Here is a 25,796-nt window from a genome sequence, read left to right as displayed (position 1 = left end):
CAGTACGCCGGTTCTAGTTGAGGGGCGCAAGGATCCCGTGCGCATCGCCAGGTTCTCCATCGACGGGAACGTTGCCTTCGGCGCGGTCGAGGGCGACAAGGAGGACGAACTCGTCCTCGACATCATCAAGGGCATCCCGTTCGCGGACTTCGAGCTGTCCGGCACGAAGGTGCCGCTGAGCAAGGTCAGGCTGCTTCCGCCGGTCCTCCCCAACAAGGTCGTGGCGTTCGGCCGGAACTACGCCGAGCACGCGCGCGAGCTGGGCAACGAGGTGCCCGAGGCGCCGTTCGCCTTCTTCAAGCCCTCCACGTCGGTGATCGGCCCCGGCGACGACATCCAGTACCCGCCGTTCTCCGAGGAACTGCACCACGAGGCCGAGCTGGCCGTCGTCATCGGCCGCATGTGCCGCGAGGTGCCGCGCGAGCGGGTCAAGGACGTGATCCTCGGCTACACCTGCGCCAACGACGTCACCGCCCGCGACGTGCAGAAGCGCGAGAAGCAGTGGGCCCGGGCGAAGGGCTTCGACACCTCGTGCCCGCTCGGCCCCTGGGTGGAGACGGACCTGGACCTCGACCGCGCGAACGACCTCACCGTCCAGCTCACGGTCAACGGGGAACAACGCCAGCTGGGCCGCACGAGCCAGATGATCCACCCCATCGAGGACCTGGTCGTCAACATCTCCGAGGCCATGACCCTGCTCCCGGGCGACGTCATCCTCACCGGCACCCCCGCGGGGGTCGGCCCCCTCAACGTCGGCGACGAGGTCGCCGTCACCATCGAAGGCATCGGCACTCTCACCAACAAGGTTGTCAAGCGTGGCTAGCGCACCCGGCTCACCCGTACGCGTCCGTTTCTGCCCCTCGCCCACCGGTAACCCCCACGTGGGCCTGGTCCGCACCGCCCTGTTCAACTGGGCGTTCGCCCGGCACCACCAGGGCACCCTGGTCTTCCGCATCGAGGACACCGACGCGGCCCGCGACTCCGAGGAGTCGTACAACCAGCTGCTCGACGCGATGCGCTGGCTCGGCTTCGACTGGGACGAGGGCCCCGAGGTCGGCGGCCCGCACGCGCCGTACCGCCAGTCGCAGCGCATGGACATCTACGCCGACGTCGCCCGGAAGCTGCTCGACGGCGGGTACGCGTACCACTGCTACTGCTCCCAGGAGGAGCTGGACAGCCGCCGCGAGGCCGCCCGCGCCGCCGGCAAGCCCTCCGGCTACGACGGTCACTGCCGCGACCTGACCGCCGAGCAGGTCGAGGAGTACAAGGCCCAGGGCCGCGCCCCGATCGTCCGCTTCCGCATGCCGGACGAGGCGATCACGTTCGAGGACCTGGTCCGCGGCGAGCTGACCTTCACGCCGGAGAACGTGCCGGACTACGGCATCGTCCGCGCCAACGGCGCCCCGCTGTACACGCTGGTCAACCCGGTCGACGACGCCCTGATGGACATCACCCACGTCCTGCGCGGCGAGGACCTGCTCTCCTCCACCCCGCGCCAGGTCGCCCTCTACAAGGCGCTCACCGAGCTGGGCATCGCCAAGCAGACCCCGGCCTTCGGCCACCTGCCGTACGTGATGGGCGAGGGCAACAAGAAGCTGTCCAAGCGCGACCCGCAGGCCTCCCTCAACCTCTACCGCGAGCAGGGCTTCCTGCCCGAGGGCCTGCTCAACTACCTCTCACTGCTCGGCTGGTCGCTCTCCGCCGACCAGGACATCTTCTCGATCGAGGAGATGGTCGCCGCCTTCGACATCGCCGACGTGAACCCCAACCCGGCGCGCTTCGACCTGAAGAAGTGCGAGGCGATCAACGCCGACCACATCCGCATGCTGGAGGTGAAGGAGTTCACCGAGCGCTGCCGGCCGTGGCTGAAGGCCCCCTTCGCCCCCTGGGCGCCGGAGGACTTCGACGAGGCCAAGTGGCAGGCGATCGCCCCGCACGCCCAGACCCGTCTGAAGGTCCTCTCCGAGATCACCGAGAACGTCGACTTCCTGTTCCTGGCGGAGCCGGTCTTCGACGAGGCCTCCTGGACCAAGGCCATGAAGGAGGGCAGCGACGCCCTCCTGCGCACGGCTCGCGAGAAGCTCGACGCCGCCGACTGGACCTCCGCCGAGTCGCTCAAGGAGGCCGTCCTGGCCGCCGGCGAGGCCCACGGCCTCAAGCTCGGCAAGGCCCAGGCCCCGGTCCGGGTCGCCGTCACCGGCCGCACGGTCGGCCTGCCCCTCTTCGAGTCCCTCGAGGTCCTGGGCGAGGAGACGACGCTGGCCAGGATCGACGCGGCGCTGGCGAAGCTCGCCGCCTGATCCGAGCACGGCCGGGGCGGCATCCGGGTGACCGGGTGCCGCCCCTTTGTCACCCCCCGTGCGGCCACGTTCCGTGTGACGACCCTCACGCACCGCGACGGGCGCCGTCGTCCCCGTTCCCCGGACGGCCCCCGGCCACCGGCGTTACCGTCGGGTCATGAGCATCAGAGCCGTGGTCTGGGACGTGGACGACACCCTGTTCGACTACACGGCCGCGGACCGGCGCGGCATGCGGGCGCACCTCGCGGCCGAAGGGCTCCTCGCCCGGTACGGCGGTGCGGAGGAGGCCGTGGCCCGGTGGCGGCTGGTCACCGCACAGCAGTGGGCCCTCTACGCGGCCGGGGAGAACACCTTCGAGGGGCAGCGCAGGGACCGGGTCCGCGTGTTCCTCGACACGACTCTGACCGACGCCGAGGCCGATGCCTGGTTCCGGCGCTACCTCGGGCACTACGAGTCCGCCTGGAGTCTCTTCCCGGACGTCCTGCCCGTTCTGGAGGCCCTCGCCGGCAGCCACCGCCAGGCGGTGCTGTCCAACTCGAGCCTCACCGTCCAGGAGCACAAGCTGCGCACCCTCGGTGTCCTGGACCGCTTCGAAACCGTGCTGTGCGCCGCGGAGCTGGGCGTCTCCAAGCCGGAGGCCGGCGCCTTCCTGGCGGCGTGCGAGGCGCTGGACCTGCCGCCGCACGAGGTGGCGTACGTCGGTGACCACCCGGAGATCGACGGACGCGGGGCGGCCCAGGCCGGGTTGCTCTCCGTGTGGATCGACCGCGGGGCGGCGTACGCGCAGGCCGCCGGGGAGGTCGTGGCGCACCGGATCTCGACCCTCTCCGAACTCCCCGCGCTGGTCCGCTCGGATACTCGTTTTGGAGCCCCGTCCACCTTCGGGTAATGTTCTTCCTGCGCCGAGGGGAGCAGGTCGAAAGGCCGGAGCCCCGAGGAGCAAACTAGAACGAGACCCCCGCAGGGGCTTGAGTTCCAGTGGCCTATGGTGTAATTGGCAGCACGACTGATTCTGGTTCAGTTAGTCTTGGTTCGAGTCCAGGTAGGCCAGCTCGCAGAGCTCATCTGCAAAGCCCCCGTTGTGTAGCGGCCTAGCACGCTGCCCTCTCAAGGCAGTAGCGCCGGTTCGAATCCGGTCGGGGGTACTGATCCTGATCTTGTCGGGATCGCTAGGGCCCCCGTTGTGTAGCGGCCTAGCACGCCGCCCTCTCAAGGCGGTAGCGCCGGTTCGAATCCGGTCGGGGGTACTGACTGGTCTAAACCATCATTGGTCTATGGTGTAATTGGCAGCACGACTGATTCTGGTTCAGTTAGTCTTGGTTCGAGTCCAGGTAGACCAGCTCGGACCTGCGGAAACGCAGTGTCCAGGCCCCCGTTGTGTAGCGGCCTAGCACGCCGCCCTCTCAAGGCGGTAGCGCCGGTTCGAATCCGGTCGGGGGTACAGGAAGAAGGCCCTTCGCTTCGGCGGAGGGCCTTCGTCGTGCTCGGTGGCGGCTGTGCGAGGCCGTACCGTCGCGATCAACTCGGCGTACGGCGCGAGCAGTTCCGCCCGTTGGGGGAAGCGTCGCACCGGCCGCTGCGCAGGCCCGCGCGGGTGGTGCGCGGCCGGGTTCCGCCGACCGCCGCGCGCGGATGTACTACCTCGTGCAGTAGTACTGGGGGCGAGGAGAAGTCGTACGCCTGCGCGACGCTCGCAGCAGGACCCGGTGAGCGGAAGAGGCGGGCCGAACGGGCTCGGGCACGGGAGTGGGGGAGCGAGAAGGGCCTGCCGCGGCGTTGAGGCAGGCCCTCCCTCTCTGTTCCCGTCGGCCGGCTCTCAGCCCGAGCGGCGCAGGGCCTCGGAGAGACGGGCAGCGGCGTCGATGACCGCCTGGGCGTGCATACGGCCCGGGTGGCGGGTCAGGCGCTCGATGGGGCCGGAGACGGACACGGCCGCCACCACGCGGTTCGACGGGCCGCGCACGGGCGCCGAGACGGAGGCGACCCCCGGCTCGCGCTCACCGATGGACTGGGCCCAGCCGCGCCGGCGCACACCCGACAGCGCCGTCGCCGTGAAGCGGGCGCCCTGGAGGCCGCGGTGCAGCCGCTCCGGCTCCTCCCAGGCCATGAGGATCTGCGCCGAGGAGCCGGCCTTCATGGTCAGCGTCGAGCCGACCGGAACCGTGTCCCGCAGACCGGACAGCCGTTCCGCCGCGGCCACGCAGATACGCATGTCACCCTGGCGACGGTAGAGCTGCGCGCTCTCGCCGGTGACGTCGCGGAGATGCGTGAGCACGGGGCCGGCCGTCGCCAGCAGGCGGTCCTCACCGGCCGCCGCCGCGAGCTCGGCGAGGCGCGGTCCGAGGATGAACCGCCCCTGCATGTCGCGTGCCACCATGCGGTGGTGTTCCAGGGCCACGGCCAGGCGGTGGGCCGTGGGTCGTGCCAGTCCGGTGGCTCCGACCAGACCCGCGAGGGTGGCCGGACCGGACTCCAGAGCGCTCAGGACGAGGGCCGCCTTGTCCAGAACGCCGACGCCGCTACTGTTGTCCATGCAACGATACTCGCGTCTCACTCTGTGAAACGCAAGTTCAATTTTCCGTGGAACGCGCCACCCTGGAATCACACACCCGGCCCGAGAACCACAAGGGCCGTGCGGCGGACGCCCGGAATCACGACTTTCAGGGGCCCCGGAGGGGCAGCCGTCGCATCCTCAAGATCTCTAGTTGGGCCGGTGGACGTTCGCCGGCCGGAGGGAAAGCGATGGGTAGGACACTCGCGGAGAAGGTCTGGGACGACCATGTCGTCCGGCGCGCCGAGGGCGAGCCCGACCTCCTCTACATCGATCTGCACCTGCTGCACGAGGTGACCAGCCCGCAGGCCTTCGACGGACTGCGCAAGAACGGCCGCCAGGTGCGTCGCCTCGACCTCACCATCGCGACCGAGGACCACAACACCCCGACCCTCGACATCGACAAGCCCATCGCCGACCCGGTCTCCCGCGCCCAGCTGGAGACGCTGCGCAAGAACTGCGCCGAGTTCGGGGTGCGCCTGCACCCGCTGGGCGACGTCGAGCAGGGCGTCGTGCACGTCGTCGGCCCCCAGCTGGGCCTGACCCAGCCCGGCACCACCGTCGTCTGCGGCGACTCCCACACCTCCACGCACGGCGCCTTCGGCGCGCTGGCGTTCGGCATCGGCACCTCCCAGGTCGAGCACGTGCTGGCCACCCAGACGCTGCCGCTGGCCCGCCCCAGGACCATGGCCATCACCATCGAGGGCGAGCTGCCCGACGGCGTCACCGCCAAGGACCTGATCCTGGCGATCATCGCCAGGATCGGTACGGGCGGCGGCCAGGGCTACATCCTGGAGTACCGCGGTTCCGCCATCGAGAAGCTCTCGATGGAGGCCCGGATGACCATCTGCAACATGTCGATCGAGGCCGGCGCCCGCGCGGGCATGATCGCCCCGGACGAGACGACCTTCGCCTACCTGAAGGGGCGCCCGCACGCCCCCGAGGGCGCCGACTGGGACGCGGCCGTCGAGTACTGGAAGACCCTGCGCACGGACGAGGACGCGGTCTTCGACGCCGAGGTCGTCATCGCCGCCGACGAGCTGTCGCCGTTCGTCACCTGGGGTACCAACCCCGGCCAGGGCGCGCCGCTTTCGGCCTCCGTCCCCGATCCCGCTTCGTACGAAGACGCTTCGGAGCGCCTGGCCGCCGAAAAGGCCCTGGAGTACATGGGGTTGGCGGCCGGACAGCCGCTGCGCTCCATCGACGTGGACACCGTCTTCGTAGGCTCGTGCACCAACGGCCGCATCGAGGACCTGCGGGCGGCCGCGGATCTGCTGCGGGGCCGCAAAGTCGCCGACGGCGTACGGATGCTGGTCGTCCCGGGCTCCGCGCGGGTCGGTCTGCAGGCCGTCTCCGAGGGCCTGGACGTGGTCTTCAAGGAGGCCGGCGCCGAATGGCGGCACGCGGGTTGCTCGATGTGCCTCGGCATGAACCCCGACCAGCTGGCCCCGGGCGAGCGCTCCGCCTCCACCTCCAACCGCAACTTCGAGGGCCGGCAGGGCAAGGGCGGCCGCACCCACCTGGTGTCGCCGCAGGTCGCGGCGGCCACCGCCGTCCTGGGCCACCTCGCCTCGCCCGCCGACCTGTCCGACGTCCCCGCTGGAGTCTGATCAGCCATGGAAGCCTTCACCACCCACACCGGCCGGGCCGTCCCGCTGCGCCGCAGCAACGTCGACACCGACCAGATCATCCCTGCTCACTGGCTCAAGAAGGTGACCCGGGACGGCTTCGAGGACGGGCTGTTCGAGGCCTGGCGCAAGGACCCGGAGTTCGTCCTCAACCGCCCCGAGCGGCAGGGCGGCACGGTCCTGGTCGCCGGCCCCGACTTCGGCACCGGCTCCTCCCGCGAGCACGCCGTCTGGGCGCTGCAGAACTACGGCTTCAAGGCCGTGATCTCCTCCCGCTTCGCGGACATCTTCCGTGGCAACTCGCTGAAGAACGGCCTGCTCACGGTGGTCCTGGACCAGAAGGTCGTGGACGCTCTGTGGGAGCTGACCGAGCAGGACCCCACCGCCGAGGTCACGGTGGACCTGGAGGCGCGTGAGGTGCGCGCCGAGGGCATCACCGCCTCCTTCGAGCTGGACGAGAACTCCCGCTGGCGGCTGCTGAACGGCCTGGACGACATCTCCATCACGCTCCGGAACGAGGGCGACATCGCCTCCTTCGAGAGCGAGCGGCCCGCCTACAAGCCGCGGACGCTGCAGGCCTGATCCACACGGCCCCGACGGGCCGGTTTCGGCCACCGCAACACCCCGTCTGTACCCCCGATCGCCACGATTGGGGGTACAGCCATGTCTGCACCCGAACGGCCCTGCGCGTCCGCGCCGGTCAGCCCAACTTCCCACGTTACGAAGGCTGTTGCTCGGGTAGGTGAGTGCTGTGTTCGCGTCCTCCGCAAGTGCCTGGAAGGCCATTTGAGGCGGCAGTTGCCCCCTGCGCAGGCGACAACTCGCCCCAGATGGCACAATCTGTGCATGGAACACGACGGCCAACTCCAGCTCTACACGGCGGTCGCGAACCAACTCAAGGAAGCGCACGCAAGAGTGCGCGCACTGCAAGTCCCGGAGGGCGTACGGATGGCGCTGACCCGGAAGCTGCTGGTCATTACGGCCGCGGCCAAGCACGATCTCGCCGGTGCGGCAAGGCGACTCGAGCGGTTCACCGCGGACCTCGACGCGGGACGGATCCCCGACGAGGACCTCTGAGTGGTTCGAGACAACCGAATCCGTTGCGGCACAAGGGTGATAAGCCCGTTTCGTGTTTGATTTGCGGTATATATCTGCCTAACGTGCGAAAAAGCTTGAACACTTTCGTTCTGGCGATGTCTCCGAAGGGGAAGACGTGAACAAGGCGCAGCTCGTAGAAGCGATTGCCGACAAGGTGGGTGGCCGCCAGCAGGCCGCCGAGGCTGTCGATCATGTCCTGGACGCCATCGTCCGCGCGGTCGTCGCGGGCGAGCGGGTCTCGGTCACCGGTTTCGGGTCCTTCGAGAAGGTGGACCGTCCCGCCCGCTACGCCCGTAACCCCCAGACCGGCGAGCGTGTTCGGGTCAAGAAGACGTCCGTGCCGCGCTTCCGCGCCGGTCAGGGCTTCAAGGACCTGGTCAGCGGCTCGAAGAAGCTGCCGCGCGGTGGCGAGGTCTCGGTGAAGAAGGCGCCCAAGGGCAGCCTGTCCGGCCCGCCCCCCACCATCGCCAAGGCCGCCGGCAAGAAGGCCGCCGCCAAGAAGACCACGGCCGCCGCGGCGAAGAAGGCGACGGCGAAGAAGGCGACGGCCAAGAAGACGACGGCCACCGCGAAGAAGACCACGGCGAAGAAGGCGCCCGCCAAGAAGACCACGGCGACCGCCAAGACCACCGCGTCGAAGACCACCGCCAAGAAGACCGCGGCGAAGAAGGCTCCGGCGAAGAAGGTCACCGCGAAGAAGGCCCCGGCCAAGAAGTCGACGGCCCGCAAGACCACCGCGAAGAAGGCCTCCGCCCGCAAGGCGACGTCGTAAGGCCGACTGGGCATTCACGCGCCGGGCCGGGCTCCCCTCGGGAGCCCGGCCCGCGGCGTGTGCAAGGGCAGTTACAGGGTCTGCAGGGTCACGAGGGTGATCCGCAGGGCGTCCCCGGCGCCCTCGGTCTCGATCCGCACGCGCTGGCCGGGCCGCAACAGCCGCAGACCGCCCGCGTCGAACGCCGGGGCGTCGAAGGGTACGGGGGTCCCGTCGTCGAGCAGCACCTGTCCGCTGCGGGTCTCGGCGTCGTACGTGTACGCGGTGGCCTGCATGGCAGCAGCGTAGTGCCTCCGGCGGTTCGCCGCCCGGGCCGGTGTCCGTCGCCGGTTCGCCGCGAGTTGCCCGCCGGTGCCGGTGGTCTGTTCGTCCCGGCCGTGGGTGGTCGGGTGCGGGTGTGCGGTGGCCGGTCGCGCAGTTCCCCGCGCCCCTTTGGGGCGCTGTCAGGTGCCCGGGATGAGGAGTCCCGCCGAGATTGCCGCCGTGTGCGGGCCTACCCCGAGTGCCAGTGCCGCCCGCAGATCGTCCCCGGTGTCCACGTCCCGCCGTACCGAGTCGACGTCCGCGAGGTCGAGTTCCGCCGCTCCCGAGGCCCGGTGCCGGGCACGGGAATCCGTGCCGAACGCCGGCCGCAATTCGAGACCCGGTGCCGCGGTGAGCAAAGTCGTGCCGAGTGCCGCGGCATCCGCGAGAAAAGCGCGCGGGAATTCCCCCGCGGCCCGGAGGACCCGCGCCAGTTCCGGCGGCCGCAGCGCCGGCAGATCGGCGTTGAGGGTCGCGACCGGTGTGCGGGGGCGCATGTCCCGTACGACGGCCGCGCCGTGCGCCAGAGCGGCGTTCAGGCCGTCCGCGGGGGCATCCGGGACGATCCGCGCGCCCAGCGCCGCCAGCGCGCGTCCGGCCACCTCGTCGTCCGTGACGACCGCCACATCCGCCACGGCCCCGCAGGCCAGCGCGGCGGCCACGGTGTCCTGGGCGAACGCGAGGGCCAGTCCCGGGCGCACCCCGTCCGCCGCGGTGTCCGCGAGCCTGCTCTTGGCCCGCGTCAGGGGCTTCAGGGGGATGACCAAGGTCCACTGCACCGGCGTACCGTCCCTCTCTTGTCGCGCTCATTGTCACCCGGGGCAGCGGACGCCCAGCGTGTCGGGCGTACGGTGTTCTCGACAGACCGGCGCCCCGGGGCCACACTTGTGCGGCCCCCAGCCGGGGTGGCAGCCCTAGAGGAAGGTGTCCTTGTGCCCCGCCGCAGAATCGGCTTCTGGTACCGCTTCGCAGCGGTGCTCTGCAAACCGCCGCTGGTGGTTCTGATCAAGCGGGACTGGCGCGGAATGGAGCACATTCCGGCCGAGGGCGGATTTATCACCGTGGTGAACCACAATTCCCACGTGGACCCCTTCGCGTACGCGCACTATCAGTACAACACCGGACGGGTACCGCGATTCCTCGCGAAGAGCGGCCTTTTCAAGAAGGGATTCGTCGGTGCCGCCATGCGGGGCACCGGGCAGATCCCCGTCTACCGCGAGAGCACGGACGCGCTGAGCGCGTTCCGTGCCGCCATCGACGCCGTGGAGCGCGGCGAGTGCGTCGCCTTCTACCCCGAGGGCACCCTCACCCGCGACCCGAACGGCTGGCCCATGACGGGCAAGACCGGCGCGGCCCGGGTGGCGCTGCAGACCAAGTGCCCGGTCGTTCCCGTCGCCCAGTGGGGCGCCAACGAACTGCTGCCGCCGTACGCCAAGAAGCCGCACCTCTTCCCGCGCAAGACCCACCGCGTGCTGGCGGGCCCGCCGGTCGACCTGTCGCACTTCTACGACCGGGAGATGACCCCGGAGCTGCTGAAGGAGGCGACCGAGGTCCTCATGGCGGCCGTCACCCGCCTGCTGGAGGAGATCCGCGGCGAGCGGGCCCCCGAGACGCCCTACGACCCGCGCCGGGAACGGATCGAGCAGCGGCGCCGGACCCAGGCGCAGGCCGGCAGGGACAGGGAACGCTTCGAGGTGCAGAGCGGCGAGGAACAGGAGACCGGTTCGTGAGCAAGCCTGTCCGGGCGGCCGTCATGGGCACCGGCTCATGGGGCACCGCCTTCGGCATGGTCCTCGCCGACGCGGGCTGCGAGGTCACCCTGTGGGCCCGCCGCCCCGAGCTGGCCGAGGCGGTCAACTCCACGCGGACCAACCCCGACTACCTGCCCGGTGTCGAACTCCCGCGGAACCTGCGCGCCACCGCGGACGCCGCCGAGGCCCTCGGCGGCGCGGACTTCACCGTCCTCGCCGTGCCGTCCCAGACCCTGCGCGCCAACCTCGCCGAGTGGGTCCCGCTGCTCGCGCCCGGCACCGTCCTCGTCTCCCTGATGAAGGGCGTCGAACTCGGTTCCACCATGCGGATGAGCGAGGTGATCGACGACGTCGCCAAGGTCGGCGCCGACCGCATCGCGGTGGTCACCGGACCCAACCTGGCCCGGGAGATCGCCGCCCGCATGCCGGCCGCCGCCGTGGTCGCCTGCACCGACGAGACGGTCGCCCAGCGCCTCCAGGCCGCCTGCCACACGCCGTACTTCCGGCCCTACACCAACACCGACGTGGTGGGCTGCGAACTCGGCGGCGCGGTGAAGAACGTCATCGGCCTCGCGGTCGGCATCGCCGACGGCATGGGCCTCGGCGACAACGCCAAGGGCTCGCTCATCACCCGCGGGCTCGCCGAGACCACCCGGCTCGGCATGGCCCTCGGCGCCGACCCGCTGACCTTCTCCGGGCTCGCGGGCCTCGGCGACCTGGTGGCCACCTGCTCCTCGCCGCTGTCCCGCAACCACACCTTCGGCACCAACCTCGGCAAGGGCATGACGCTGCAGGAGACCATCGCGGTCACCAAGCAGACCGCCGAGGGCGTCAAGTCCTGCGAGTCGGTGGCGGATCTGGCCCGCCGGCACGGGGTGGAGATGCCCATCACGGAGACGGTCGTGGACATCGTGCACGAGGGCAAGCCTCCGGTGGTCGCCCTCAAGGAGCTGATGTCGCGCAGCGCGAAGCCCGAGCGACGCTGAGCGACCGCCCGAGCGACGCTGAGCGACCGCCCGGGCGACGCGGGGCCACGGGGGCACGGCGGGCGCTGACTCGGGGGATACCAACGGGTACTCTCAACGCGATATGAGCACCGAGAACCTCCCCCAGAGCCCTGAGCAGCCGTCGCGCAAGCCGCGCGTGGCCGTCGTGTTCGGCGGTCGCAGCTCCGAACACGGGATCTCCGCGGTCACCGCGGGCGCCGTCCTGAGCGCCATCGACCGGTCGAAGTACGACGTCCTGCCGATCGGCATCACCCGGGAGGGCCGCTGGGTGCTGACGGCCGACGAGCCGGAACGCATGGCCATCTCCGACCGCCGCACCCCCGAGGTCGCGGACCTGGCGGAGTCGCACGAGGGCGGCGTGGTGCTGCCCGTCGACCCCGGCAACCGCGAGGTCGTCTACAGCGAGCCCGGCTCCGTGCCCAAGGCGCTCGGCGAGGTCGACGTGGTCTTCCCGGTGCTGCACGGCCCCTACGGCGAGGACGGCACCCTGCAGGGCCTCCTGGAGCTGTCCGGGGTGCCCTACGTGGGCGCCGGTGTGCTCGCCTCGGCCGTCGGCCAGGACAAGGAGTACATGAAGCGGGTGTTCACCTCCTTCGGGCTCAAGGTCGGCCCGTACGTGGTGATCCGCCCCCGCGAGTGGGCCCAGGACCAGTCCGCCGCCCGCAAGAAGATCGTCGACTTCGCCGGGGAGCACGGCTGGCCGCTGTTCGTGAAGCCCGCCCGCGCGGGTTCCTCGATCGGCATCACCAAGGTCGACGACCTGTCCGGCCTGGACGAGGCGATCGCCGAGGCCCAGTCGCACGACCCGAAGATCCTGATCGAGGCGGCCGTCCGCGGCCGCGAGATCGAGTGCGGCGTCCTGGAGTTCGAGGACGGCCCCCGCGCCTCCGTGCCCGCCGAGATCCCGGCACCGGACACGCACGCGTACTACGACTTCGAGGCGAAGTACATCGACTCCACGCCCGGCATCGTCCCGGCGCCGCTCACCGACGAGGAGACCGCCGAGGTGCGCCGGCTCGCGGTCGAGGCGTTCGACGCGGCCTCCTGCGAGGGGCTGGTCCGCGCGGACTTCTTCCTCACCGAGGACGGCGAGTTCGTCATCAACGAGATCAACACCATGCCCGGCTTCACGCCGATCTCGATGTACCCGCAGATGTGGCAGGCCACCGGCGTGAGCTACCCCGAGCTGATCGACCGGCTGGTGCAGGCGGCGCTCAGCCGCCCGACCGGACTGCGCTGACCCGCGTCCTCACCGCATGGAGGCGATCCCCTCGGGGATCGCCTTCCTGACGGCGGCGGCGAGCTCCGTGAGGACCGACGTCCCCTCGTCCTGCGCGGACATCCCGTCGACCAGGCTCACCTGCACATACGCCGTCCGGCCTGCCGTGGTGAACCGCCAGGTGCCGTCGTTTTGCTTCTCCATCAGCCAGTCGACGCCGTTCACACCGCCGGCGACCGCGTCCGGGTCGCCCCCCTCGGCCACCTTGGGATCGATCATCTTCGGCGGCCGCACCACCCCGCAGCGCAGTATGATCGCCGGGTTTCCCCAGCCCGCCGTGTAGGCGGACCGGGGCTCGGGGTCGTTGCGGCTCCGTCCGTCGAGCTTCTGCGGCAGTACACGGTGCAGCTCCCGGCACACCCCGGCCGTCTTCGCGTCGGGACGGGGAACCGCCACCGCGGCGCTGTCGTCCGTTGTGGAGCAGCCCGCTGCCGCGATCAGCAGAGCCGGCGCGAGCAGGCCGAGGGGCCGGTGACGGAAGAAGTTCACCGGCCAAGGGTAGACGGGGGCTACAGGTGTACGACCGGACAGGTCAGGGTGCGGGTGATGCCGTCCACTTGCTGGACCTTCGCGACCACCATGCGACCCAGGTCGTCGACTGTGTCGGCCTGCGCGCGCACGATGACGTCGTAGGGCCCGGTGACGTCCTCGGCCTGGATCACTCCAGGGATCTTGCTGATGGTCTCGGCGACGGTCGACGCCTTGCCGACCTCCGTCTGGATCAGGATGTACGCCTGTACCACGGAACCTCCAGGGCGGCCACGAGGATCATGTGGGGAAAAGGAACGCCACGGTATCGCGTTGCCGCTCCCCGCGGGGAGACCTGCGGGAACCGGGCTTGCGCGCCAGGGTGCAGGCACGACGGAAGTTGACGGTCACCTCGACCGCGGCGACGGCCATTTCCGACCGCGCCGACGGTCACCTCGACCGTATCGGGGACACTGATGACGCGCGACCGGGCACGGCACGGCAGAGAAGGGGAGCCAAGGGAAATGAAGGGCACTGTTGGTGAGCTCGGGGAGTTCGGGCTCATCAGGGAGCTCACCTCCCGTCTCACCACCACCCCGGCGGTCCGGGTCGGCCCCGGCGACGACGCCGCGGTGGTCGCCGCGCCCGACCGCCGGGTCGTGGCGAGCACCGACATCCTGCTGGAGGGGCGGCACTTCCGCCGCGACTGGTCCACGGCCTACGACGTCGGCCGCAAGGCGGCCGCGCAGAACCTCGCGGACATCGCCGCGATGGGCGCCGTGCCGACCGCGCTGCTGCTCGGCCTGGTCGTCCCGGCCGAACTCCCGGTCACCTGGCCGAGCGAGCTGATGGACGGGCTGCGCGACGAGTGCCAGGTCGCGGGCGCCTCCGTGGTGGGCGGGGACGTCGTACGCGGCGACACGATCACGGTGTCGATCACCGCGCTCGGCGATCTGCGCAACCAGGAGCCGGTGACCCGCGCCGGTGCCCAGCCCGGCGACCTCGTGGCCGTCACGGGCTGGCTGGGCTGGTCCGCGGCCGGGTACGCGGTGCTCTCCCGCGGCTTCCGCTCGCCGCGCGCCTTCGTGGAGGCCCACCGGCGCCCCGAACCGCCGTACCACGCGGGCCCGGCCGCCGCCGCGCTCGGCGCGACCGCGATGTGCGACGTGAGCGACGGTCTCATCGCCGACCTCGGGCACATCGCCGAGGCCAGCAAGGTCCGTATCGACGTCCGGTCCGGCGCGATCGACATCCCGACGCAGATGAACGACATCGGGCAGGCCGTGGGCGTGGACCCGCTGCAGTGGGTGCTGACCGGGGGAGAGGACCACGCGATCGTGGCGACCTTCCCGTCGGACGCGAAGCTGCCCGCGCGCTGGAAGGTCATCGGCGAGGTCCTCAACCCCTCGGCGCTGCCCCAGGTGACGGTCGACGGGGCGCCCTGGACCAGCAAGGGCGGCTGGGACCACTTCGGAGACATGGAGTCATGAGCATCCCCAGGGTTCTCACGGTGGCCGGCTCGGACTCCGGCGGCGGCGCCGGGATCCAGGCCGACCTGAAGACCATGCTGGCGCTCGGCGTGCACGGGATGAGCGTGATCACCGCGGTGACCGCGCAGAACTCCGTCGGCGTGCAGGGCGCCTGGGAACTGCCCGTCGCCGCCGTACGGGCCCAGTACCACAGCGTCGTCGACGACATCGGCGTCCAGGCCGTGAAGACCGGCATGCTGGCCTCCGCGGAACTGGTCGAGGCGGTCGCCGAGTTGATCTCCGGCACGGACGCGCCGGCCGTGGTCGACCCGGTGGGCGTCTCCAAGCACGGCGATTCGCTGCTGGCCGCCTCCGCGCTGGACTCGGTGCGCACCAAGCTGCTGCCGGTGGCGACCGTGGCGACCCCGAACCTGGACGAGGTGATCCAACTCACCGGGGTGCGCGTCGAGTCGGAGGACGGTCTGCGCCGGGCCGCGGCGGCCGTCCTGGAGTACGGCCCGCGCTGGGTGCTGATCAAGGGCGGGCACCTGCCCGGGGACGCCGTGGATCTCCTGACGGACGGCTCGGCGGAGCACTGGCTGCGGTCCCCGCGCCACGACAACCGGCACACGCACGGCACGGGCTGCACGCTGGCCTCCGCGATCGCGTCCGGCCTGGCGAAGGGACTGCCGGTCCCGGAGGCCGCCCACGCGGCCAAGGAGTACGTCACCGGGGCGATCGCCGCCGGATTCGCCCTCGGGGCGGGCATCGGACCCGTGGACCACGGCTGGCGGTTCCGCGTGTGACGACGGTTCCCGGCCCCTACCGGGGGTCGGGACTCGGTTCGTGGAGGAGGAAGGGGCCCGGTGACATCACCGGGAACGGCAAAAAGCCGGCCCACCCGCAGGTGGACCGGCTCCGTGCAGCGAACCAAGCAGTGGCCGCGCGCTCAGCTGTAGCGTCAGCGCGAGACCTTGCCGGCCTTGATGCACGAGGTGCAAGCGTTCACGCGCTTCGGCGTCCCGCCGACCACGGTACGCACACGCTGGATGTTCGGGTTCCAGCGGCGGGGCGTACGGCGGTGCGAGTGCGAGATGTTGTTGCCGAAGCCCGGCCCCTTGCCGCAGACGTCGCAGTTGGCAGCCACGGGTCACTCCAAAGACTTCAGATGCACTTACGGTTGATCCCGGCATGCCGGGATCGAGATCATCAGACTTGAGACCTTGAATGGCGTTGCCAGGGGGAATGGCCCGATCGGATCGGGCAACCGGAGCAGCATACAACGACTGCGTCCGTACAACGAAACTACCATGGCAGCTCAGGGCCCCGCCCCCGGCCCTCTTCCGGTGAGGACCGGCCCGGGGTCTACGCTGCGTCCCACGTACGGCCGGCTCAGGGAGGCGCAGGTGCCGCAGGTGCCGCAGACATTCTTCGATGCTCTCGCGGTGCGCACCTGGTGCGGTCTGGCGCTCCGGGCACTCGGGCGGGCCCGTGAGGAGATCGACGCGATCAACGTCTATCCCGTGGCGGACGGCGACACCGGGACCAACCTCTATCTGACCCTGGAGTCCGCGACGACCGCCGTGGAGGCCGTCTTCGCCGGCCACGGGACGGGTGCCGAGGAGCCGTCCCTCGCGGACGCGGTGCGCGCGATGGCCCACGGGGCGCTCATCGGGGCCCGCGGCAACTCCGGGACGATCCTCGCGCAGCTGCTGCGGGGCATGGCCCAGGTGCTCGCCGACGACTCCCGGCCCGGATCCGCCGACCCCGACGGTACGGGGCTCAGGCTGGCCCTGCGGCGGGCCGCCGACTCCGCCCGGGAGGCCGTGGCCCATCCGGTCGAGGGCACCGTGCTGACGGTCGCCTCGGCCGCGGCCGACGCCGCCGAGGGCGCCGAGGGCGACTGCGGAACCGTCGCGCGGGCGGCGTACGAGGGTGCGCGGGCGGCCCTGGCCGCCACTCCCGGCCAGCTGGCCGTGCTGCGCAGGGCCGGGGTGGTCGACGCGGGCGGACGCGGACTGGTGACCGTGCTGGGGGCGCTCGTGGAGGCGTTCACCGGGGAGGCGGTGCGCGAGTCCCTGCACGCCGCCCAGGCCGCCTCGGACGCGCACGCGCGCGTGACGGGTGTGCCCGGGGGCGCCGCGGCCGGACCGTGGACCCGTGCGGAAGCGGCCGCCTCCGAAACCGCCGATGCCGCCTCCTGCGACGTCCCCGGGGAGGGCACGCGGGCCCGCGCGGCCGTCTCCGGACCCGCCGGCTGCGCCGACGGCGCCGAGCCGGGCGGTCCCGCCTTCGAGGTGATCTACCTGCTGGAGGCCGACGACGCGGCCGTGGCCCGGCTGCGCGCACGGCTCGACGCCCTCGGCGACTCCCTGGTCGTCGTCGGCGGCGACGGACTGTGGAACGTCCACGTGCACGTCGACGACGCGGGCGCCGCCGTGGAGGCGGGCGTCGAGGCCGGGCGGCCGTACCGGATCCGGATCACGCACTTCGGGCTCGGCGACGTCCACACCGGCGGGGAACGGCCGCCGCGCGAGCGCGTCCAGCGGGCCGTCGTCGCCGTCGTACCGGGCGAGGGCCTGGCCGGGCTGTACGCCGAGGCCGGCGCGACCACCGTCCTCGCCCGCCCCGGGGAACCGCCCGCCAGCGGGGAGCTGGTGCAGGCCCTGCGGCGCGCCCACGCGCGCGAGGTGGTCCTGCTCCCCAACGACGCCGAACTGCGCCACACGGCCGCCGCCGCGGCCGAGCAGGCCCGCACCGAGGGCATCCGGGTGGCCCTGATCCCCACCCGGTCCGCGGTCCAGGGCATCGCCGCGCTCGCCGTGCACGAGCCGGAGCGCCGGTTCGACGAGGACGTCGTCCAGATGACCTCGGCGGCGGGCGCCACCCGGTACGCCGAGGTCGTCGTCGCCGAACGCCAGTCCTGGACGACGGCCGGGATCTGCCAGGCCGGAGACGTCCTCGGCCTGATCGACGGCGACGTGGCGGTGATCGGACCGGACGTCACCGCCACCGCCGAGACCCTCCTGGACCGCATGCTCCAGGCCGGCGGCGAACTCGTCACCCTCGTCGTCGGCGACGAGGCCCCGCCAACCGTCGCGGGCCGCCTCCAGACCCGGGTGCGCGAGTCCTACCTCGCCGTGGACACCGTCGTGTACCCGGGCGGCCGGCAGGGCGCGCTGCTGCTCATCGGCGTGGAGTGAGCGGTCCGGCCCGCCCGCGCCCCGCTCACGCCCCGGCCCGCGCCGCCCGGAGTATCCGGTCCGCCTCCGCCCGCCGGGCCAGGACCGTCTCGTCCTCGTCAGCGGCGCCCTCGTAGGCCGCGAGCACACCACGCGCGCGTGCCGCCGCCCCGGCGGGCCGGCCCAGGTCGGCCTCCAGCCGCCCCGCGGCGAGCTCCGCCCCGGTACGGCCGTGCAGCCCGCCCGCGCCGAGCGTGCCGAACACCGCGACCGCTTCCTCCGTCCGTGCCAGCGCCGCCTCCAGCGCGGCCCGGACCACGTCGTCCGCCGCCTCCTCCTCGGCCTGCTCGGCCGCCCAGCGGGCCAGCAGGTCACCGAACTGGCGGTGGGTGTGGCCCAGTTCGTCCGTCAGCTGTTCCCGGGCCACCGGGTCGGCGGCGGCCGCCAGCGCCTCCTCGCACTCCCGTACCGCCTCCGCCATCAGCTCCCGCGCGCCCTCTGCCCCGGACGCACCGCGCAGCGCCAGCCAGCCGCGGGCGCGCAGCGACCGCACCAGGAAGTACGGGTTGTCCAGGGCGCGCCACAGCTCTCCCGCGCGCGTGTAGGCCTCGTCCGCCTCGTCCAGCAGACCGGCGCTGCCCAGGGACTCGGCGGCCAGATGCGCGAGGGTGGCGTGGTCCTGCTGCTCGGGCCAGTGCCGGGCGATGTCGGCGGCCCGCAGCCGGTGCTCGGCGGCCTCCCGGTGCTCGCCCAGCTCGCCCAGGCAGTCCCCGAGCCACCAGCGCGCCTGCACGACCACCCCGTCACCGTGCGTCCCCGGGTCCAGGTCGGCCAGCGCGGACTCCAGCACCTCGGCGGCCTCCGCGTACCGCCCCTGGCGCAGCAGGAAGCCGCCCAGCTGCTGCCGCGCCCAGGCGCCGAGCGTTCCGCTCTCGCCCGCCTCGTCGGCCCAGTGCGCGGCCTCCAGGGCGTGCTCCGCGGCCTCCACGGCCTCACCCCGGCCGCCGATCACCTCCGCGAGCTGCAGGTGCAGCTGCGCCCGCCCGACCGGCTCCACGTACGGCCCGCCGTGCTCCAGGGCCCCGCGCAGGGCCCGCTCGGCCCCGGCCAGGTCACCGGCCTGGTGGGCCAGGGCGGCGACCTGCACCTCGTACTCGACCGCGAACCAGGGCAGCCCCGCGGCCACGTACTCGTCGACCGCCCGCCGGAACAGCTCGGCCGCCCGGCCGGCGTCCCCGGCGTGTCCGGCCAGTTCGGCGAGCATCGCCCGGGCCTCGGCGGCCCGCGCCGCCAGCCGCACCTCGTCCCCGTCCCGCCCGTCGACGAGCGCCAGCACCTCGCGCACCGCCCGCTCGGCGGCCGTGAGCGCCGTCCCGGCGTCCGGTCCGGCGGGCTCCTCGTGCATCCGCCGCATCAGGATCCGGGCCCGGCTCATCACCACCGCGGCCGTCTGCCGCACCCCGGTGGCCCCGTCGGCGTAGAGCGCGAGCACCTCGTCGTACAGGCCCGCCACGACGGCCAGGGCCGCGTCGACCTCGCCGTGCAGCGCCCGGACGTAGGCCCCGCGCGCGCGTGCCGCCAGCGCCTCGCCGGGATCGCCCGCCTCCGCGTACAGCGAGGCCGCCCGCTCGAACGACTCGACGCCCTCGGGCCCGCCCGCCATCGCCTCGTGGTCGGCGATCTCCGCGCGGTCCCGCGGCTCCAGCTCCGCGTCCCGCGCCGCTTCCGCCACCGCCGCCCAGGCCCTCAGCGCGTGCGGCCGCAGGGTGTCCGACATCCGCCGCGCCTCGGCGAGCAGCACGGTCAGGTCGGCCGGCCCGTCGGCGTTCCCGGGAACCGGGGCTGCCGGCGCCGGCGCCGGGCGCACCGTACGCACACCCAGCGGAAGCCGCTCCACCAGCGGGCGCTGCGCCATGCGCGCGCGTGCCCGCTCGCCGACGTACGAGGTGCCGTTCCTGCGGTCGAACCGCTCGGCCAGCTCCGTCGCCTCCGCGCGCGCGTGCACGGCCAGCTCCCGCGCGGTCCAGGTCCGCCCGGCGGGGCCCGGCACCCGCTGCCCGCCCAGCCCCAGCTCGGCCAGCCGGTCCGCGAGCAGCGTCACCACGGCCATGAAGTCGAGCCGGCTGCGCGGATGACCGGTGTCCGTGAAGTACGCCGGCCGCTCGGCGAGCAGTTCGAGACCGCGTGCCTCGTTGCCGGTCAGCGCGCAGAACTCCACGTGGTCCGCGTAGGCGCCGCGCATGCTCTCCATGGGGCGCACCAGCCGGAAGCCCCGCAGATGGTTCGCCCGGGCCTCCTCCACCCGGCCGAGCCGCAGCAGCGGCTTCAGCGACGAGGCCAGGACCGTGTGCGGCTCGTGCGCGCAGCTGTACTCGCCCTCCAGCACCGGCCGCCACAGGCCGAGGGCCTCCGCGTCCCGGCCGGACTCCGCCTGCCAGACACCCTGCCCGTGCAGCTCGCACGCGTGGCAGTCGGCCATCGCGTCGCGGTCCGCGGCCAGCCACGCGGTGTACGCCCGCTCCGCCCGCGCCAGGTCGCCGACGTGCGCGGCCACGCTGAACTCGGCGCTGCGCACGGCCCGTTCGGAGTGCCCGGCGAGCCGGTAGCGGTGCTCCATCTCGCCGAGCCACTTCTCGACCGACACGAGCGGGACGTGCGGCTGGTCCAGCATGCCCGCCGACATCCACTTGAACACCCAGTGCAGCGAGTGCGCCTCGTACGCGTCGAAGTCCTCCGGCCGTTCGTCCCACATCCGCAGCAGCCGCGCGAACGGGACGAACATCTTGTCCTTCTCGGAGCTGTAGTTGTAGACCTTCAACTGGTGCCCGAGCGCCTCGATCACGGCGAGCGGCACCTCCAGCCGCTCCGCCTCGGCCAGCAGCAGCTCCGCGCGCGCGTTGCGGGCCGGACCCTCCGGCTGCTCGGAGTTCTCCGCCAGGGCCCGGCGCAGTGCGTCGAAGTCCGCGATCTCATCCATCAGCGGTCGCTCTCCCCGTGCGTGGCCCACTCCAGCAGGCCGATGAACGCCCGGTTGAGCAGCGCCGAGTCGGCCGGCCGCAGCGGACGCTGCGCCCTCAGCAGCGCCTGCCCGTACAGCGACTCGGTGGCGGTGCCGATCAGCTCCGGGTCCTTGATCGAACTGATCCGCCGGACCAGCGGGTTGAGATGGTTCAGCACCAGACGCGCGCGCGGGGCGCCGCCGCGCAGCGAGCCCAGGATGCCTGCCCACAGGTCGTCGGCCCGTTCCTCGGCCTCCGCCCGCGCCTGCTCGTGCCGCGCCGCCCGGTCGTCCAGGTGCAGGGCGGGCACGGACAGAGGGTGGAAGGCGCGCAGGACGACGTCGCAGCCCAGCGGATCGAGCTTCGCGCGCGCGGCCGCCAGGAAGCCCGACAGGGCCAGTTCCCCGGCCGGGTCCACGGCGTCCAGGTGCGCGGTCACGGTGTCCGCGTCCAGCTCGGCGACGACGGTCCCCGGCCGCACCCGCGGCAGCGCCTCGACCAGCTCGCTGTCGTAGGTGTAGCCGCCGTTGACGACCCCGACGCCCTGCGCGGAGGCGATCGGCGCGACCTGCCGGTACTCCTCGACGGTCCGCGTGAAGTGCACCACCGGGTGCCGTCGCGCGAACTCCTCCAGGGACAGCTGTCCGTCGGTCGTCTCGAACGGCAGCCACGGCAGCATCGTGCGCAGCATGTCGGCGTCGTGCCTGGCGAGGGACTTCACTCCCAGGTGGTGCACGGCGAGGAAGGCCGCGAGCCGCTCCGGGTCACCCGCGGCGAGCCCGGTCAGCCAGGACCGGATCCGCTCGCCGAGCGCGTCCCGCACGGCGGCGAGGGTCTCGTCCTCGTACAGCGACTCGCGCGAGGCGGTCGGCCGCAGGCTGTCGGTGTCCAGCACGCAGCGCACGAAGAACGCCCAGTCCGGCAGCAGCTGTTCGGCCCGCTCGGTGAGCAGCATGCCCTTCAGGTGCACCCGGTGCGTCGCCCGCTGGGCCGGGCTGACCGCCGACGGCAGCACGTACGCCACCCCGCGGACACCGGCCAGCGGCACGTCCAGGCCGATCGAGTCCAGCGGGGTGAACCCGAACAGCTCGTGGCAGTGCCGGGCCAGCGCCACCCGTCTCGTGGCGGGGCTCGGGTACGGGCGGTCCCAGGGCGCGGGCAGATCGGTGATCCGCTCCCCGTCCACCCGGACGTCGTACGGCAGCAGCGCGCCGAAGTCCCGGGCCAGGGTGAGGACCCGCTCGGGCGACAGCCACTCGGCGGCCCCCGCGCGCGGGGTCAGGTACACGGTCGTGCCGGGCTCGGGCCGTTCCGTGTGCGGCAGCGTGCGCACGGTGTACGACCCGTCGTCGCGGGCCGTCCACTCCACCGGCGGCGCCTCGGGCGCCCTGGCGCTGCGGCTGACCACGCGGATCCGCTCGGCGACCACGAAGCAGGCGAGCAGCCCGATGCCGAACTGGCCGAGGAAGTCGGACCGGGCCGCCTGCAGTCCCTCGGCCCGTTTGGAGCTGCGGCCGATGGTCGCCAGGAGGGCGTGCACGTCCGACTCGCTGAGCCCGACGCCGCTGTCCTCCACGCGCAGGCCGCCGTCCGCCGCGTGCAGCCGGACCAGCGCCGGGGCGTCCGGCTCCTCGGCCCGCCGGGCGGTGACGGCGTCCACGGCGTTCTGCAGCAGCTCCCGCAGGTAGACCTTGGGGCTGGAGTAGAGGTGGTGCGAGAGCAGGTCCACCAGGCCGCGCAGGTCGACCTGAAACGTATGAGGTTGGTGGGGTGACTGGGATGCCTGGGATGACTGTGAGGTCTGGGAGTCCATCGTCACTGCGCCGGAGGGGGGAGCGCGTTCGGCGCGGGGTCGGGCGGTCCCGGGTGGGCGGTGACCGCGAAGGATGGCCGGAGCGCGTCATCCTAGGCCCGGAACAGACCACCTGACCAGGGCTTTCCCGGATCTCTCCCGCGAAGCGGAGGCCCCGCGGGACGAAATCGCAGGGCAGCGTCTACGGCATTGTCAGTGCGGTGGTGTGCAATGGATCTCGTGCCCGCACTGGAAGAACCACTGAAACAACCCCTGAAGTCAGTGCTCGGCCCCGCCACCGCGAAGGTGATGGCCGAGCACCTCGGCCTGCACAGCGTCGGCGACCTCCTGCACCACTACCCGCGCAGATACGAGGAGCGGGGGCAGCTCACCCACCTCGCCGACCTCCCGATGGACGAGCACGTCACGGTGGTCGCCCAGGTCGCCGACGCCCGTCTGCACACCTTCGCCTCCGCCAAGGCCCCCCGGGGCAAGGGCCAGCGCCTGGAGGTCACGATCACCGACGGCAGCGGCCGGCTCCAGCTGGTGTTCTTCGGCCACGGCGTGCACAAGCCGCACAAGGAGCTGCTGCCGGGCACCCGCGCGATGTTCGCCGGCAAGGTCTCCGTCTTCAACCGCCGTCTCCAACTCGCCCATCCTGCTTACGAGTTGCTGCACGGCGACAGCGAGGAGACGGTCGAGACCTGGGCCGGCGCCCTCATCCCGATCTACCCGGCCACCGCCAAGCTGGAGTCCTGGAAGATCGGCAAGGCGGTCCAGACCGTGCTGCCCAGCGCCCAGGAGGCCCTGGACCCGCTCCCGGACACCCTCCGCGAGGGCCGCGGCCTGCTCCCGCTGCCCGAAGCCCTGCTCAAGATCCACCGGCCGCACACCAAGGCGGACATCGCCGGTGCCCGCGACCGCCTCAAGTGGGACGAGGCCTTCGTCCTCCAGGTCGCCCTGGCCCGCCGCCGCCACGCCGACACCCAGCTCCCCGCCGTACCCCGCACCCCCCGGCCGGACGGCATCCTCGCGGCCTTCGACGACCGCCTCCCCTTCACCCTCACCGAGGGCCAGCGGAAGGTCTCCAAGGAGATCTTCGACGACCTGGCCACCGACCACCCGATGCACCGGCTGCTCCAGGGGGAGGTGGGAAGCGGGAAGACCATGGTCGCCCTGCGGGCCATGCTCGCCGTGGTCGACGCCGGTGGCCAGGCGGCCATGCTCGCGCCCACCGAGGTGCTCGCCCAGCAGCACCACCGCTCGATCACCGAGATGATGGGCGAGCTGGCCGAGGGAGGCATGCTGGGCGGCGCCGAGCACGCCACCAAGGTGGTCCTGCTCACCGGCTCCATGGGCGCCGCCGCCCGCCGCCGCGCCCTGCTCGACCTGGCCACCGGCGAGGCCGGTCTGGTGGTCGGCACACACGCCCTCATCGAGGACAAGATCCAGTTCCACGACCTCGGCCTGGTCGTCGTCGACGAACAGCACCGCTTCGGCGTCGAACAGCGCGACGCCCTCCGGGGCAAGGGCAAGCAGCCCCCGCACCTGCTCGTCATGACGGCCACGCCCATCCCGCGCACGGTCGCCATGACGGTCTTCGGGGACCTGGAGACCTCCGTCCTCGACCAGCTCCCGGCCGGCCGGTCCCCGATCGCCAGCCACGTCGTGCCCGCCGCCGACAAGCCGCACTTCCTGGCCCGCGCCTGGGAGCGGGTCCGCGAGGAGGTCACGAACGGCCATCAGGCGTACGTCGTCTGCCCCCGTATCGGGGACGAGGAGGACGACCCCAAGAAGGCCGGGCGGAAGAAGTCCGCCGAGGACGAGGCGGAGAAGCGGCCCCCGCTCGCCGTCCTCGACGTCGCCGGCCGGCTGAACAGCGGTCCCCTCCAGGGCCTGCGGGTCGAGGTGCTGCACGGCCGAATGCACCCCGACGACAAGGACGCGGTGATGCGCCGCTTCGCCGCGGGCGAGACCGACGTCCTGGTCGCCACGACCGTCATCGAGGTGGGCGTCAACGTCCCCAACGCCACCGCCATGGTGATCATGGACGCCGACCGCTTCGGCGTCTCCCAGCTCCACCAGCTGCGCGGCCGGGTCGGCCGTGGCGCGGCGCCCGGCCTGTGCCTCCTGGTCAGCGAGATGCCCGAGGCGAGCGCGGCTCGCCAGCGCCTGAACGCCGTCGCCTCCACCCTCGACGGCTTCGAGCTCTCCCGCATCGACCTGGAACAGCGCCGCGAGGGCGACGTCCTCGGCCAGGCCCAGTCCGGCGCCCGCTCCAGCCTCCGGGTCCTCGCCGTCATCGAGGACGAGGAGGTCATCGCCGAGGCGCGGGAGGAGGCTGCGTCCCTCGTGGCGGCGGACCCCGAACTGGAGCGCCTTCCCGGCCTGCGCACGGCCCTGGCCGCCCTCCTGGACGAGGAGCGGGAGCAGTACCTGGAGAAGGGCTGACGCCGCAGTCGGCGGCGGCACCCGGGCAGCGGTACGCGAGCCGGACGACGAGGGTGCCGCCCTGGCGTACGGAGCCGGGGCGGGACGCGTGCGTTACGTCCGCCTGCCAGACTTACCCCGTACAGCCGCTGAAGCCGCCCATGACGAAGGACCCGAAATGACCCGCGTGATCGCCGGCGCAGCCGGTGGACGCCGGCTGGCCGTTCCGCCAGGCACCGGCACCCGGCCGACCTCGGACCGAGCGCGCGAGGGCCTCTTCTCCACCTGGCAGTCCCTGCTGGGCGGCCCCTTGGGCGGCGAGCGGGTCCTGGACCTCTACGCCGGTTCCGGAGCCGTGGGCCTGGAGGCCCTGTCCCGGGGCGCCGGCCACACCCTCCTGGTGGAGGCGGACGCACGCGCGGCCCGCATCGTCCGGGAGAACGTCCGAGCCCTCGGTCTGCCGGGCGCGGAGGTGCGGGCGGGCAAAGCGGAACAGATCATCAGAACCGCACCCCCGGCCGATCCGTACGACCTCGTCTTCCTCGATCCTCCGTACGCCGTCACCGACGACGATCTTCGGGAGATTCTGCTCACACTCCGCACGCAGGGCTGGCTCGCCGGGGAAGCCCTCGTCACCGTGGAGCGCAGCACCAGAGGCGGCGAATTCCACTGGCCGGACGGCTTCGAGGCGATCCGGTCCCGTCGCTACGGCGAGGGAACGTTTTGGTACGGTCGCGCCGCCTCTACGTGCGAAGACGCACGATGAC

General features: G+C 72.3%; 23 protein-coding genes and 5 tRNA genes. 20 read left to right on the top strand and 8 right to left on the bottom strand.

The window, feature by feature from the left end:
• Window positions 1-37: 37 nt before the first annotated feature.
• The 8 genes from ACF08B_RS27985 (at window position 38) to ACF08B_RS27950 (ending at window position 3,741) form a co-directional block, all read left to right on the top strand.
• Window positions 38-823 carry a fumarylacetoacetate hydrolase family protein gene (locus tag ACF08B_RS27985; protein ID WP_392319923.1) on the top strand — a complete coding sequence of 262 codons (786 nt, stop codon included), beginning with the start codon at window positions 38-40 and terminating at the stop codon, window positions 821-823.
• Entirely contained in the window at window positions 816-2,300 is a 1,485-nt protein-coding gene (gene gltX / locus ACF08B_RS27980) for a glutamate--tRNA ligase (protein WP_392319922.1), read from the top strand. Before ACF08B_RS27985 ends, gltX begins: the two co-directional genes overlap by 8 nt.
• Before the next feature lie 157 nt (window positions 2,301-2,457).
• The gene (locus tag ACF08B_RS27975; RefSeq protein WP_392319921.1) at window positions 2,458-3,189 is read left to right on the top strand and encodes an HAD family hydrolase; all 732 of its coding nucleotides are present in this window, start codon (window positions 2,458-2,460) and stop codon (window positions 3,187-3,189) included.
• A gap of 90 nt (window positions 3,190-3,279) precedes the next feature.
• Window positions 3,280-3,351 (top strand) — tRNA-Gln (locus ACF08B_RS27970).
• A 21-nt stretch (window positions 3,352-3,372) separates the two neighbouring features.
• Window positions 3,373-3,445, top strand: a tRNA-Glu gene (locus ACF08B_RS27965).
• Between the two features lie 29 nt (window positions 3,446-3,474).
• Window positions 3,475-3,547, top strand: a tRNA-Glu gene (locus ACF08B_RS27960).
• 21 nt (window positions 3,548-3,568) lie between these two features.
• A tRNA-Gln gene (locus ACF08B_RS27955) sits at window positions 3,569-3,640 on the top strand.
• Window positions 3,641-3,668: 28 nt separating this feature from the next.
• A tRNA-Glu gene (locus ACF08B_RS27950) sits at window positions 3,669-3,741 on the top strand.
• 375 nt (window positions 3,742-4,116) lie between these two features.
• On the opposite strand, the gene ndgR is transcribed toward ACF08B_RS27950, so the two are convergent.
• Entirely contained in the window at window positions 4,117-4,833 is a 717-nt protein-coding gene (gene ndgR, locus ACF08B_RS27945) for an IclR family transcriptional regulator NdgR (protein WP_009320373.1), read from the bottom strand.
• Window positions 4,834-5,042: 209 nt separating this feature from the next.
• Here ndgR and leuC point away from each other — a divergent pair, with 209 nt between their 5' ends.
• From leuC to ACF08B_RS27925, 4 genes are all read left to right on the top strand, one after another.
• On the top strand, window positions 5,043-6,461 hold the full coding sequence (leuC, locus tag ACF08B_RS27940; RefSeq protein ID WP_392319920.1) for a 3-isopropylmalate dehydratase large subunit: 1,419 nt from the start codon (window positions 5,043-5,045) through the stop codon (window positions 6,459-6,461).
• A gap of 6 nt (window positions 6,462-6,467) precedes the next feature.
• Window positions 6,468-7,061, top strand: coding sequence for a 3-isopropylmalate dehydratase small subunit (gene leuD, locus ACF08B_RS27935; RefSeq protein ID WP_093474408.1), 594 nt, complete (start codon window positions 6,468-6,470; stop codon window positions 7,059-7,061).
• A 264-nt stretch (window positions 7,062-7,325) separates the two neighbouring features.
• Complete coding sequence (locus tag ACF08B_RS27930; protein WP_392319919.1) at window positions 7,326-7,556, top strand: hypothetical protein; 231 nt, start codon at window positions 7,326-7,328, stop codon at window positions 7,554-7,556.
• A gap of 136 nt (window positions 7,557-7,692) precedes the next feature.
• Window positions 7,693-8,349: an HU family DNA-binding protein gene (locus ACF08B_RS27925; protein ID WP_392319918.1), complete on the top strand. Its 657-nt coding sequence runs from the start codon at window positions 7,693-7,695 to the stop codon at window positions 8,347-8,349.
• Window positions 8,350-8,420: 71 nt separating this feature from the next.
• Here ACF08B_RS27925 and ACF08B_RS27920 read toward each other — a convergent pair whose 3' ends face one another.
• Window positions 8,421-8,624 carry a hypothetical protein gene (locus ACF08B_RS27920; protein ID WP_392319917.1) on the bottom strand — a complete coding sequence of 68 codons (204 nt, stop codon included), beginning with the start codon at window positions 8,622-8,624 and terminating at the stop codon, window positions 8,421-8,423.
• Window positions 8,625-8,792: 168 nt separating this feature from the next.
• The gene (gene cofC, locus ACF08B_RS27915) at window positions 8,793-9,431 is read right to left on the bottom strand and encodes a 2-phospho-L-lactate guanylyltransferase (RefSeq protein ID WP_392319916.1); all 639 of its coding nucleotides are present in this window, start codon (window positions 9,429-9,431) and stop codon (window positions 8,793-8,795) included.
• A gap of 153 nt (window positions 9,432-9,584) precedes the next feature.
• Here cofC and ACF08B_RS27910 point away from each other — a divergent pair, with 153 nt between their 5' ends.
• The 3 genes from ACF08B_RS27910 (at window position 9,585) to ACF08B_RS27900 (ending at window position 12,650) form a co-directional block, all read left to right on the top strand.
• Window positions 9,585-10,382 (top strand): lysophospholipid acyltransferase family protein, encoded by a 798-nt coding sequence (locus ACF08B_RS27910; RefSeq protein WP_392319915.1) that lies wholly within the window; start codon window positions 9,585-9,587, stop codon window positions 10,380-10,382.
• The gene (locus tag ACF08B_RS27905) at window positions 10,379-11,389 is read left to right on the top strand and encodes an NAD(P)H-dependent glycerol-3-phosphate dehydrogenase (RefSeq protein ID WP_392319914.1); all 1,011 of its coding nucleotides are present in this window, start codon (window positions 10,379-10,381) and stop codon (window positions 11,387-11,389) included. Before ACF08B_RS27910 ends, ACF08B_RS27905 begins: the two co-directional genes overlap by 4 nt.
• A 103-nt stretch (window positions 11,390-11,492) precedes the next feature.
• Window positions 11,493-12,650, top strand: coding sequence for a D-alanine--D-alanine ligase family protein (locus tag ACF08B_RS27900; RefSeq protein WP_392319913.1), 1,158 nt, complete (start codon window positions 11,493-11,495; stop codon window positions 12,648-12,650).
• 9 nt (window positions 12,651-12,659) lie between these two features.
• Here ACF08B_RS27900 and ACF08B_RS27895 read toward each other — a convergent pair whose 3' ends face one another.
• Window positions 12,660-13,178, bottom strand: a complete 519-nt coding sequence (locus ACF08B_RS27895) for a DUF3515 domain-containing protein (RefSeq protein ID WP_392319912.1) — start codon at window positions 13,176-13,178, stop codon at window positions 12,660-12,662.
• 20 nt (window positions 13,179-13,198) lie between these two features.
• Window positions 13,199-13,432: an Lrp/AsnC family transcriptional regulator gene (locus ACF08B_RS27890; RefSeq protein ID WP_003997603.1), complete on the bottom strand. Its 234-nt coding sequence runs from the start codon at window positions 13,430-13,432 to the stop codon at window positions 13,199-13,201.
• 249 nt (window positions 13,433-13,681) lie between these two features.
• On the opposite strand from ACF08B_RS27890, the gene ACF08B_RS27885 reads away from it, so the two are divergent.
• Together ACF08B_RS27885 and thiD are read left to right on the top strand one after the other, a co-directional pair.
• On the top strand, window positions 13,682-14,647 hold the full coding sequence (locus ACF08B_RS27885) for a thiamine-phosphate kinase (protein WP_073889890.1): 966 nt from the start codon (window positions 13,682-13,684) through the stop codon (window positions 14,645-14,647).
• Complete coding sequence (gene thiD, locus ACF08B_RS27880; protein ID WP_392319911.1) at window positions 14,644-15,432, top strand: bifunctional hydroxymethylpyrimidine kinase/phosphomethylpyrimidine kinase; 789 nt, start codon at window positions 14,644-14,646, stop codon at window positions 15,430-15,432. Before ACF08B_RS27885 ends, thiD begins: the two co-directional genes overlap by 4 nt.
• Window positions 15,433-15,587: 155 nt before the next feature.
• On the opposite strand, the gene rpmB is transcribed toward thiD, so the two are convergent.
• Window positions 15,588-15,773 (bottom strand): 50S ribosomal protein L28, encoded by a 186-nt coding sequence (gene rpmB / locus ACF08B_RS27875; RefSeq protein WP_004924906.1) that lies wholly within the window; start codon window positions 15,771-15,773, stop codon window positions 15,588-15,590.
• A 259-nt stretch (window positions 15,774-16,032) separates the two neighbouring features.
• Between rpmB and ACF08B_RS27870 the strand changes: the two genes are divergently transcribed.
• Window positions 16,033-17,829: a DAK2 domain-containing protein gene (locus tag ACF08B_RS27870; protein WP_392319910.1), complete on the top strand. Its 1,797-nt coding sequence runs from the start codon at window positions 16,033-16,035 to the stop codon at window positions 17,827-17,829.
• A 25-nt stretch (window positions 17,830-17,854) separates the two neighbouring features.
• Here the strand turns inward: ACF08B_RS27870 and ACF08B_RS27865 are convergent, their stop codons facing one another.
• Together ACF08B_RS27865 and ACF08B_RS27860 are read right to left on the bottom strand one after the other, a co-directional pair.
• On the bottom strand, window positions 17,855-20,785 hold the full coding sequence (locus ACF08B_RS27865) for a tetratricopeptide repeat protein (RefSeq protein WP_392319909.1): 2,931 nt from the start codon (window positions 20,783-20,785) through the stop codon (window positions 17,855-17,857).
• Window positions 20,785-22,620, bottom strand: coding sequence for an HSP90 family protein (locus ACF08B_RS27860; protein ID WP_392319908.1), 1,836 nt, complete (start codon window positions 22,618-22,620; stop codon window positions 20,785-20,787). The genes ACF08B_RS27865 and ACF08B_RS27860 overlap by 1 nt, the downstream gene beginning before the upstream one ends.
• A 210-nt stretch (window positions 22,621-22,830) precedes the next feature.
• Here ACF08B_RS27860 and recG point away from each other — a divergent pair, with 210 nt between their 5' ends.
• Both recG and rsmD read left to right on the top strand, forming a co-directional pair.
• Window positions 22,831-25,050 (top strand): ATP-dependent DNA helicase RecG, encoded by a 2,220-nt coding sequence (gene recG, locus ACF08B_RS27855; RefSeq protein ID WP_392319907.1) that lies wholly within the window; start codon window positions 22,831-22,833, stop codon window positions 25,048-25,050.
• Between the two features lie 157 nt (window positions 25,051-25,207).
• Window positions 25,208-25,795 carry a 16S rRNA (guanine(966)-N(2))-methyltransferase RsmD gene (gene rsmD, locus ACF08B_RS27850; protein WP_392319906.1) on the top strand — a complete coding sequence of 196 codons (588 nt, stop codon included), beginning with the start codon at window positions 25,208-25,210 and terminating at the stop codon, window positions 25,793-25,795.
• Window position 25,796: the final 1 nt, after the last annotated feature.

This window comes from Streptomyces sp. NPDC015139 (assembly GCF_043079785.1).
Taxonomy (GTDB): domain Bacteria; phylum Actinomycetota; class Actinomycetes; order Streptomycetales; family Streptomycetaceae; genus Streptomyces; species Streptomyces albidocamelliae.
The sequence above is the reverse complement of the archived record's forward strand: the minus strand, read 5'-3'. Positions and strand labels throughout refer to the sequence as shown.

Excerpts from the sequence above, each read along its gene's own strand:
- ACF08B_RS27975 (WP_392319921.1), top strand. The coding sequence starts at position 2,458 with ATGAGCATCAGAGCCGTGGTCTGGGACGTGGACGACACCCTGTTCGAC.
- ndgR (WP_009320373.1), bottom strand. The coding sequence starts at position 4,833 with ATGGACAACAGTAGCGGCGTCGGCGTTCTGGACAAGGCGGCCCTCGTC.
- leuC (WP_392319920.1), top strand. The coding sequence starts at position 5,043 with ATGGGTAGGACACTCGCGGAGAAGGTCTGGGACGACCATGTCGTCCGG.
- leuD (WP_093474408.1), top strand. The coding sequence starts at position 6,468 with ATGGAAGCCTTCACCACCCACACCGGCCGGGCCGTCCCGCTGCGCCGC.
- ACF08B_RS27930 (WP_392319919.1), top strand. The coding sequence starts at position 7,326 with ATGGAACACGACGGCCAACTCCAGCTCTACACGGCGGTCGCGAACCAA.
- ACF08B_RS27920 (WP_392319917.1), bottom strand. The coding sequence starts at position 8,624 with ATGCAGGCCACCGCGTACACGTACGACGCCGAGACCCGCAGCGGACAG.
- ACF08B_RS27900 (WP_392319913.1), top strand. The coding sequence starts at position 11,493 with ATGAGCACCGAGAACCTCCCCCAGAGCCCTGAGCAGCCGTCGCGCAAG.
- ACF08B_RS27885 (WP_073889890.1), top strand. The coding sequence starts at position 13,682 with ATGAAGGGCACTGTTGGTGAGCTCGGGGAGTTCGGGCTCATCAGGGAG.
- thiD (WP_392319911.1), top strand. The coding sequence starts at position 14,644 with ATGAGCATCCCCAGGGTTCTCACGGTGGCCGGCTCGGACTCCGGCGGC.
- ACF08B_RS27865 (WP_392319909.1), bottom strand. The coding sequence starts at position 20,785 with ATGGATGAGATCGCGGACTTCGACGCACTGCGCCGGGCCCTGGCGGAG.
- ACF08B_RS27860 (WP_392319908.1), bottom strand. The coding sequence starts at position 22,620 with ATGGACTCCCAGACCTCACAGTCATCCCAGGCATCCCAGTCACCCCAC.
- recG (WP_392319907.1), top strand. The coding sequence starts at position 22,831 with ATGGATCTCGTGCCCGCACTGGAAGAACCACTGAAACAACCCCTGAAG.
- rsmD (WP_392319906.1), top strand. The coding sequence starts at position 25,208 with ATGACCCGCGTGATCGCCGGCGCAGCCGGTGGACGCCGGCTGGCCGTT.